Below are 9545 nucleotides of genomic sequence, written 5' to 3' on the forward strand. Positions count from 1 at the left end.
ACACCAGCGAGGCCACGTACGACGGCACTTCGGACAGTTTCCGGCGTCCGGTGCCGCCGCCATTTATTGCCTCGGCTCGACGGCCTCTTCCAACTCCAGCATCAACCCGCTCAACCGCTTGACCTTGCGTCGCACCGCCTCTTCAAACACTCCGGCACGTGGTTCGATCAATGTGAACCAGTCCTTGGCCCGGGTAATGCCGGTATAGATCAGCTCCTTGGTCAGAACCGGGTTCAAGGCGTCCGGCAAAATCAACGCCGTATGGGCAAACTCGGAGCCCTGGGATTTATGCACGGTCATGGCGTAGACGGTTTCGACATCATTGAGCCGGCTCGGCAGGACAAAACGCACGCCACCCTGGCCGTCATTGCGCGGGAAGGCCACGCGCAATACCTGACGACCCGCCTCGGGGCCATCGCGCTCCGGCAACTTGAGGGCGATGCCGATGTCGCCGTTCATCAAACCCAAGCCATAGTCGTTACGGGTCATCAGCACCGGCCGGCCTTCGTACCACTGCTGATTGCTGTCGATCAATCGGGCCTTGAGCAACGCATCTGTCACACGCTGATTCAGACCCTCCACACCCCATGGCCCTTTGCGAACGGCACACAACAACTGGAAGGCGTCGAAGGCTTGCAGCACCTGGCGCGCCCAATCGGTCCAGCGTGAATCCTCAAGCGAGCTGTCGGGCGGTGGCCGCAGGTGGCGCAGCAGGCTGAGGTAATGCCGGTAGCCTTGCGGCCCATCACCATGACCTTCGAGCAATAGGCGCTCCAGCGCCCGGTCCTGTTCACCCTTGAGGGGCAGGAAAAATACATCGCCGTGGCTTCCAGTCGCCAGCAGCTGCCGAGCCTCTTCGGGTTGTTGCCGGTTGACCCAGCGCGCCAGTTGGCCAATGCCGCTTCCCTCGCCGAACCGGCGCGAGTGACGCAGCATCACCACTTGCTGGGCCAGTGGATGAGCCCCGTGAGTGTCTTCTTGCAAACCACTGGCTGCGAGGTTTTCACCACTGACTGTTTCCAGCCACTGACGCGTCTGCGGGCTATACCAACCAGCCTCGGCGTCGCGGCACAGATCACCCAGCACCGCGCCGGCCTCCACCGAGGCCAGTTGGTCCTTGTCACCCAGCAGAATCAGTCGGGCATGGGCCGGCATCGCGTCGAGAAGATTGGCCATCATCTCCAGGTCAATCATCGAGGCTTCATCCACCACCAGCACATCCAGCGGCAAACGGTTACCGGCGTGGTGCCGGAAATGTCGCGTACCGGGCCGACTGCCGAGCAGACGGTGCACGGTGGTAACGTCTGACGGAATTTTATCTCGCACGGCTTCAGCGACTTCCAGCGTGCGGACTTGTTGGCTGATGGACTCCGTCAACCGTGCCGCAGCTTTCCCCGTGGGGGCTGCGAGACGGATGCGCAACGGTTTGCCAGCCTCCACCGCCGGCGCCTGAAGCAATGCCAGCAAGCGCACGACCGTGGTGGTCTTGCCCGTCCCCGGGCCGCCGGTGACGATACTGAAGGCACTGCGGGTCGCCAAGGCACACGCGAGTTTCTGCCAGTCGATCACCTCGCCAGGCTTGGCCGGACCGAACAGACCGACAAGACGTTGGGGCAGATCACTCGGCGTGGTTTCGTGTTCAGCCAGACGCACACGCAGGGCGTCATCGATACGCCGCTCGTAAGCCCAATAGCGGCGCAGATAAAGGCGTTTTCCCGACAGTACCAACGGCCTTTGTTGAGCCGTTTCACTCGTATCGGCTGCCAGTGCGACCAGATTGCTGGCGGCCAGTACCTTGCACCAATGGGCACCGTCCAGCGCCTCGAGCAATTGTGATGGCAGCAGCATCGCGCCACTTTGCAGATCACCTTCAGGGGGCAATGACAGTGCGAAGTCAGGCTCTTTCAGGGTCTCGAACAGGTCCAGGCAGACATGGCCGTGGCCCAATTGATGACTGGTCAATGCCGCAGCCAGCAGCACCAGAGGGTTATCGTCGGGAGCGAGTTCGTGCAAGAACGCAACGAAGGCTTTGTCCAGCGCTCGCAACCAACCCCGTTCGACCCAGCGAGTGAGCAGCAGCAACAAGTCATCGGCGCGACTCAACGGTGCCAGACTCGCCAGACTTTCCGATGCCAATGGCGTCGGCAGCAAATCGGCGAAGGTGCGACTCATAGCAGTACTCCCTGTTCCCAGGCGGGTTCGGCCTTGGGTTCTGGCTTGCCCTGGAACAGCCGGTCGAGACGCTCGATCAGTTCTCTTGGCGGACGGGCGAAATACACGCCCTGACTGGACGCGCGTGTGCCACGCAGGAACAGATACAGCGCGCCACCGACGTGCCGGTCGTAATCGTAATCGGCAAGCCGCGCCTTGAGTTGGCGGTGCAGGGCCAACAGGTACAGCACGTATTGCAGGTCGTAGCGATTGTCCAGAATCGACTGCTCCATGGCTTGCTCGGTATAGGCCATGTCATCGACGCCCAGCCAGTTGGATTTGTAATCGGCGACGTAATAGCGACCATCATGCTCGAACGTCAGATCGATGAAACCTTTGAACATGCCATTGAGCAGCACCGGTTCGGCTGCAACACGGGCAACGCCATTGTGGGTGTATTGGCGGACCAGTTCGTCGAGTTTGAGCACATCGACTTTATGGCTGGCGAACCAGAATTCCATTTCGACGCGGTACTGGGTCAATTGCTCGAATATCACCGGCGCCTGTCCGGCACCGATGTGCAGCGGGGACTTGAGCAGGTGCTGCAGCCAATCGCTCAGCGTGGTGATCCAGCCTTCCCAGCCACGACGGTTGCAGCGACGGGCAATGGCATCTTCCACGGCTTGTGGTGTGGCGGCAAAACCTTCGTTACCGGCCCATTCAAGCAAACCATGGAGAAAGGTGCCGGGGTTCGGCCCCCGAGGGAAGCGATGGATATCGGCACCGCCAGCGACTACTTCTCGCGGCGCTTCCGGGTCAAGGCGCTCGTCGTCAAACAGCTTTTGCGCTTGCGGGTTTTCCGGTGCTTCGTCACTGCCCACGCTCAGGCTGTCGCCAATGCGCAGGGCGCTGTAGGAGGCAATCCACCAGTTTTCGCTGGCCTTGCGTTTGGGGATCAACGGAGCAAGCAAAGTCGCATCGTTTTGCGGCGGGTGGTAATGCTCGGCGGTTTCTTCAGGCATTTCACTGTAGTTCAGCGCCGGACAGTCCTGCTGCAAGTCTTCAAGCCAACGCGTCAACCCCGCCGATTCGTTCAATGGCGCACCGCCGCCCAGCAAATAACCCAGTGCCGAAAGGTGCAGCACCGAACTGTTGTTATTGCCGCGCTTGAGGTCCGTAACACCGAGCCAACAGGCATGTTGTGCACGGGTCAAGGCCACATACAACAAGCGCAGATCCTCGGCCAGGCGCTCATGATCCGCCAGCGCGATCAACTCGGGTGTCGGCTTCAACGTCACTTGGGCCTTGCCGGTCTCATCGTGGTAATGCAGCGGCAAGCGGCTGCCGTCGACCGGCTTCGCCGAACACACGAACGGCAGGAACACCAACGGATACTCAAGCCCCTTGGACTTGTGAATCGTCACGACCTTGACCAGTTGTTCGTCGCTCTCCAGACGCAGTATCTGCTCTTCGCCAGCCTGACCGGACAACGCCAGGTGTTCGGATAAATGCCGGATCAACGCTTGCTCGCCATCGAGTTCGGCGGCCGCCTGTTGCAGCAGTTCGGACAAGTGCAACAGGTTGGTCAGCACACGCTCGCCGTCGCTTCGCGCGATCAGTGCCTGAGGTAGCTGGAAGTCATGCAGCAAGCGACGCAGCATCGGCAGCACACCCTGTTTGCGCCAGAGTTCGCGATAACCGCGGAACTGCATGACCCGCGCTTCCCACGCCAACTCGTCCTGATTCAAGCGTTCCAGCTCAGCCAGCGACAGATTCAGCGTGATACAGGCCAACGCCGCTCGCAGCGGACGCTCGACATCCGGCTCGGCGCAGGCCTTGAGCCAGGTCAGCAGGTCATGAGCTTCCTGTGCGGCGAACACCGAGTCCTTGTCCGACAGATACACGCTGCGCACGCCCCTGGCCGTGAGTTCGGCGCGCACGGCCTGGGCCTCTTTGCCGTCACGTACCAGGATCGCAATATCCGCTGGCAGCAAGCCTTTGAAGTCCTTGCCGTCCTGGATGAAACCCGCCTGGCCTTGTTGCCCGCCATTGAGCAAAGCGGTGATTTCGCTGGCGCAAGCAGCGGCTAATTGCTGTCGGTAAACGGCGCCGGACAATGGTTGATCGGCGGGCAGATGCCAGATGTTCAGAGCGGGTACAACCTGACCCTTAACCTGCAAAACTTCTTTGCGGCCCTGGGAGGCGACCGGCAGGAACGGCACCGGATTTTCACCACTTTTTTCACGGAACAGAAATGCGCCCCGCCCCGCTTCCCGCGACTCGGCGCGCTCGAACACATGGTTCACCGCATCGACCATGCCATGGCTGGAGCGGAAGTTGGTGCCCAGGGTATGCAGCCGGCCAGTGGTGGCCTGGCGGGCACGCAGGTAGGTATAGATGTCGGCGCCACGGAAGGCATAGATCGCCTGCTTCGGGTCACCGATCAGGAACAGGCCGCATTCAGGATTGTTGTCCTCGATGCGATAGATGCTTTCGAAGATCTGGTACTGAACCGGGTCGGTATCCTGGAATTCGTCGATCAATGCTACCGGAAATTGCTCGCGGATCAGGGTTGCCAAACGTTCGCCACCCTCGGCTTGCAACGCGGCATCGAGGCGCAGCAGCATGTCGTCGAAACCCATTTCCGCGCGGCGACGCTTTTCTTCCTCGAACCGCGCGCCTACCCACTGGGCGGCGTGTTGCAGGACTGCCGCATCGGGGGTCGGCAAACTGTCGAGACTGACCTTGAGGCCAGGCATTGCATCCAGTCCCGGGTGATTGGGCACTTCGCCCTTTTTCCACGCCTCAGTCATGCCATCAGGCGTCAGGCGAGTGAAGCCGGTGCCAATATCCAACTGCTCAAGCAATTCATCTTCGGCCCAGGCTTTTATCTTTTCGAACCAGGGTTCGAAATAGCGTGCCTGCATCTTCCGACCGTCGACGCTTTTACTCGCGACGCCCTCATGACAGATGGCAAGCAACTCGTCCGCCCATTGACGCCAAGGCATTTTGAGTTCGAGCAACGCAGCCCGTCGTTCTTGCAGACACTCAGTGATCAGCTCGACAGGCTCCTTGCCTTCAGCGCTGTGGCGCTCACTGGCGAACAAACCACGAACTCGCGGCAACAGGGCTGCGGGCCCGCCCCAATTACCGCGCACCCAATTCAGCGCATCGCCTTGCATCGGGTAACAAAACAATCGCCAGTAATCGCGCAGAACCTCGCCGAGCAAATCACTGTGATCGGTTTCCAGAGTCTGGGTAAACAGGCTGCCACTGTCGAACGCGTGCTCGCGCAACATGCGCTGACACCAACTGTGGATAGTCGAGACAGCTGCTTCGTCCATCCACTGAGCAGCGATGTCCAGACGGTTTGCGCATCCGGACCACTGCTCGGGAAGGTACTGTTCACGCAGCTCTGCAATCAGGGCATCCGGCGCCGGTGTTTCATCACGGAAAAAACGTGCCGCTTCGGCAAGACGCGTTCGAATGCGTTCGCGCAGCTCTTTGGTTGCGGCGTCGGTGAACGTCACAACGAGGATTTGCGGCGGTAACAATTCACGTCCAAATCCGCTCGATTCCCCGCCGTGGCCCAAGACCAGACGCAGGTACAACGCGGAAATAGTGAAGGTCTTGCCGGTCCCGGCACTGGCCTCGATCAGTTGACTGCCGCGCAGCGGGAACGCCAGGGCCAACGGTGTCTGGCTGGTCATGAGCGCGGCTCCTCGCTGGTCAATGAGCGCCAGGGGGCTTCCAGCATTGGCTTGTACAAGGCGTTGCACCAATCGACGAAGGTCTCGTCGGCAATCAGTGCGTCATAGTCAGCAAACTGCCGGGCGAGCGCGGGACTTTCGCGGCGCTCGCCGTCAGTGGTCAGGCCGTCGCCTTCATAGGCCTTGCGAGCAGCGGCGTCGGCTTTGGCAGGATCAGTCTGGGTTAGCCAGGCAAATGCGGTTTTTACTGCAATGGGTAGAGGCTGGCGCATGCCTGCTTGCCAGGCCATCAGCAGGTCGCTCAAGGTCCGGAACGCAACATCCTTCTCCATCGGACCGAGCAACAGGCTGTCGTCACTGGCCACCAGCGCAGTGGTCATGGCCATTCCACTGGCGCTGGCAACCAGATGATTGACCCATGACCGTGTCAGACGATGCCATTTGCGAGACTTGATCGAGCCGATGCTGTTGGGAATCGTGGTGACCGACAGCAAACCACCGTCAGCTCGCTGATGCAGACCGCTGAGCCAACCTTCGAGGCGCAGCCCTTGCAGCTCAAGACTCACAGGTAAAGCGCTGGTGAGCGGTGTCGGCCATAGGGCCAAAAGCTGTTGATAACGCTGCAGCAGATCCGGCAATGGCTCGATCAATTCCCGTTGCAGACATTCGCCAAAGCCGGCCATGGGCAGCAGGCCGCTGTTTTGCAGACGTTTGGCCTGCGCCTCCAAAGCCTGATCAGACTGATCCAGATGCTCCAGCGCCGCGTCGAGCAAACTGTCGCTGAGGCTGTAGCGTTGCAGCGCGTCGAGGACAAATGGCTCCTCATCGGCAAGCGGCACTTCAGCCGCTTCAAAGAACACCTTCAGCCGCTGACTGAAGAAGTGACGCACCGGGTTGCGCAGAAAGTCCTGCAGTTGGCCAAGGCTTAGCGGCTCTTCCTGAACATAGGGGGCGAGGATGCCGTTATCGGTTGCCGACTCAACAGCATGATGAAGCACCTGCCATTCGCTGGCGTAGCTGAACAAGTCATCGCCTTCGTGGAAATAGCGGGCACTGAAAGGCTGTAACGGGTGCTCCTGAGTCATTGCCTCAAGCAAGTCTTCATCGGCATCGTGCAGTCGCCATCCGCTGGACAGATGGTCGCGCAGTTGGCCAATCAGCACAGAAGCCGGGCGTTCGCTGTTATCGCGAATGCTGCGGCCAACCCAACTGATGTAGAGCTGATTACGCGCTGACAATAGCGCTTCCAACAACAGATAGCGGTCGTCTTCACGCCGGGAGCGGTCACCCGGACGGTAATCGCTGCCCATCAGGTCGAAGTCCAGTGGCGGTTGCGCTCGCGGATAATCGCCATCATTCATCCCGAGCAGGCAAACCAGCTTGAACGGGATTGCGCGCATGGGCATCAGAGTGCAGAAGTTAACTGCACCGGCGAGAAAACGTTGGGACAAGCGCCCCTGATCAAGACCGGCGAGCCAGGCTTCACGAACTACGGTCAACGGCAACTCGTCGTGCAGACCGACAGACTCACAGGTCTCAAACCAGGTTTCACGCAACTCTTCGAGCTGGGCAAGCAAGTAGTCGTCGTGCTCATTACTGGCCTGGAAAAACAACTGCACCAACGCTTGCAGGCGCATCCCCCATTGCTGGGGTGGCGCAGGTCGGGTGAGTTCCTGGTGAGCAATTTCAAGCGCATCCAGGAGCGCCACTAATGGACCTATCAGCGCGGCGTCCAGACCACCAATCTCATCGTAGGGCTCGATACCTTGGCAGGCACCGGCGCTGCCGACTGCATACCCAAGCAACATCCGCCGCAAACCGAAACGCCAACTGTTTTGCTCCAGTTCCTGCGGCAATCCAAGCCCCGCTCGTTGCTCTGCGCTCATGCCCCAGCGGACGCCCGCGCCTTCGATCCAGCGATGCAGGGTCGGCAGGTCACGTTCCTCTACACCAAAGCGAGCGCGCAACGCTGGAACGTCCAGCAGATCAAGGATCTCACTGACGGGGAAGCGACTGTCGGGCAGTTTGAGCAGGTGTTCGACAGCAATCAGCAACGGGTCACGACCGCGCTGGCCTTGATCTGCGAGCGTGAATGGAATGAAGCGTGGGTCATGGCGCTCAAGCTGGCCGAACACAGCGCGAATATGCGGTGCATAACTGTCGATGTCCGGAACCATCACGATAATGTCGCGCGGTCTTAACTCAGGATCAGCACTGAAGCGTGCGAGCAACTGATCGTGAAGTATCTCTACTTCGCGCTGAGCACTGTGGGCAATGTGAAAACGGATCGATTGATCCGCGTCTGTATCGACTGCCGGCCAGCGTTCGCGTGTTTCATTCAGAGGACGCAATTCGAGGATGTCGTCCTGCAGCTGGTTCAGCAGGTTCTGTGGCTGGCTGTCACTGAACAGATCAATGCGCCCATCACGAAACGCCGAGCGATAGCTGTTGGGATCGTCATAGCTGTCTAGCAGATTAATGTAGTCCCGCCCTTGTTTACCCCAAGCTGCCAATAGCGGATGGGCATGCTGATGCAGGGTTTGCGAATCCAGCACGACCGGCATGCCACTCTTGCGGGCCTGACGTTTGTATTGATGCCGTAACAGGTCTTTATCGGCGACGATGTCCGCCCAATGGTGACGACATGGGTTGTGCACGCAAAGCAGAACCTGGCTGAAACGAGCCAGACCGGCGAGTGCCTCCAGAGCCTGAGCGGGAAGCGAAGAAATCCCGAAAACGATCACTCGGGATGGTAATCCGTCGGGGGCGACATCAAGGTTGTTGATGCGCTCTATAAATCGTTGATGGACGCCAGCACGACTTTGCGCCATGCCTTGCTCCCCCACATCCAGCAACAACGCACGCCACAATTCCGCCTGCCAGCAGTTGGCCGGGGTCAGGGGTTTCGCTTCACCCCGACCGTTGCGTAATTGATGACGACCTTCAGCCCAGTCTTCAAGCCAGTCGGCTCGGTACACCTGATATTGGTCGAACAGGTCTGCCAGCCGCTCAGCCAGTTGATAGCGTTTGCGCAGATCGGTGTCATTGGTCAGAAAACGTTGCAGAGGTTCGAAGTGGGGCTGACCTATCAACTGCGGGAGCAGTCGCATGAGTCGCCAGGTCAGCGGGGCCTTATCGAGCAAAGACTTGGCAGGAATTTCATCTCGACCAAGCACCATGCGATAGAGCTGCCACATGAAGCTGCCCGGCAACTGCACGTCGATCGCTGCGGCGATTCCGCAGCCGCCCATATCGTCCTCTTCCGGGTCCTCCGCCAGTGCCAGCTTTAGCCACTGGGCGATGCCGTTGCTCTGCACCAGAGCGATTTCATTTTCCAAGGGAGCCAGCGGGTATCGCCGCATCCAGCTGACCACCAGGCTGCGTAACTCGTCCAGGCGGTTACCATGAACCACCATAAAACCAGCACTGAGGGACGTCGCGTCCGGCATAAAGGCTTCCTTGGGAAAATACAAAAGCTAGGGCCGAACCTTAGCATTGTCGGGAGACTGTGACAGCCGGGAGCTGTCCGGTAATGCTGTACGAACTTTCCTGCGGGCAAAACAAAACCCCAACTGCTTTCGCAATTGGGGTTTCGGAATTTAATCTTGACGATGACCTACTCTCACATGGGGAAACCCCACACTACCATCGGCGATGCATCGTTTCACTGCTGAGTTCGGGATG

Annotated in this window: 3 protein-coding genes; all 3 read right to left on the reverse strand. The window is 59.5% G+C overall.

The genetic code is table 11. From position 1 onward, the window contains the following. Positions 1-63: 63 nt before the first annotated feature. From recD to recC, 3 genes are read right to left on the reverse strand one after another with little or no spacing between them, the layout of a single operon-like run. Entirely contained in the window at positions 64-2172 is a 2109-nt protein-coding gene (gene recD / locus IB254_RS12395; RefSeq protein WP_192417459.1) for an exodeoxyribonuclease V subunit alpha, read from the reverse strand. Then, on the reverse strand, positions 2169-5861 hold the full coding sequence (recB, locus tag IB254_RS12400) for an exodeoxyribonuclease V subunit beta (protein WP_192417460.1): 3693 nt from the start codon (positions 5859-5861) through the stop codon (positions 2169-2171). The genes recD and recB overlap by 4 nt, the downstream gene beginning before the upstream one ends. Then, positions 5858-9310 carry an exodeoxyribonuclease V subunit gamma gene (gene recC / locus IB254_RS12405; protein WP_192417461.1) on the reverse strand — a complete coding sequence of 1151 codons (3453 nt, stop codon included), beginning with the start codon at positions 9308-9310 and terminating at the stop codon, positions 5858-5860. The genes recB and recC overlap by 4 nt, the downstream gene beginning before the upstream one ends. Positions 9311-9545 lie beyond the last annotated feature (235 nt).

Source organism: Pseudomonas sp. PDM03 (assembly GCF_014852385.1).
GTDB classification, from domain to species: Bacteria; Pseudomonadota; Gammaproteobacteria; order Pseudomonadales; family Pseudomonadaceae; genus Aquipseudomonas; species Aquipseudomonas migulae.

Coding starts and splice junctions, on each gene's coding strand:
- recB (WP_192417460.1), bottom strand. CDS start 5,861: ATGACCAGCCAGACACCGTTGGCCCTGGCGTTCCCGCTGCGCGGCAGT.
- recC (WP_192417461.1), bottom strand. CDS start 9,310: ATGCCGGACGCGACGTCCCTCAGTGCTGGTTTTATGGTGGTTCATGGT.
- recD (WP_192417459.1), bottom strand. CDS start 2,172: ATGAGTCGCACCTTCGCCGATTTGCTGCCGACGCCATTGGCATCGGAA.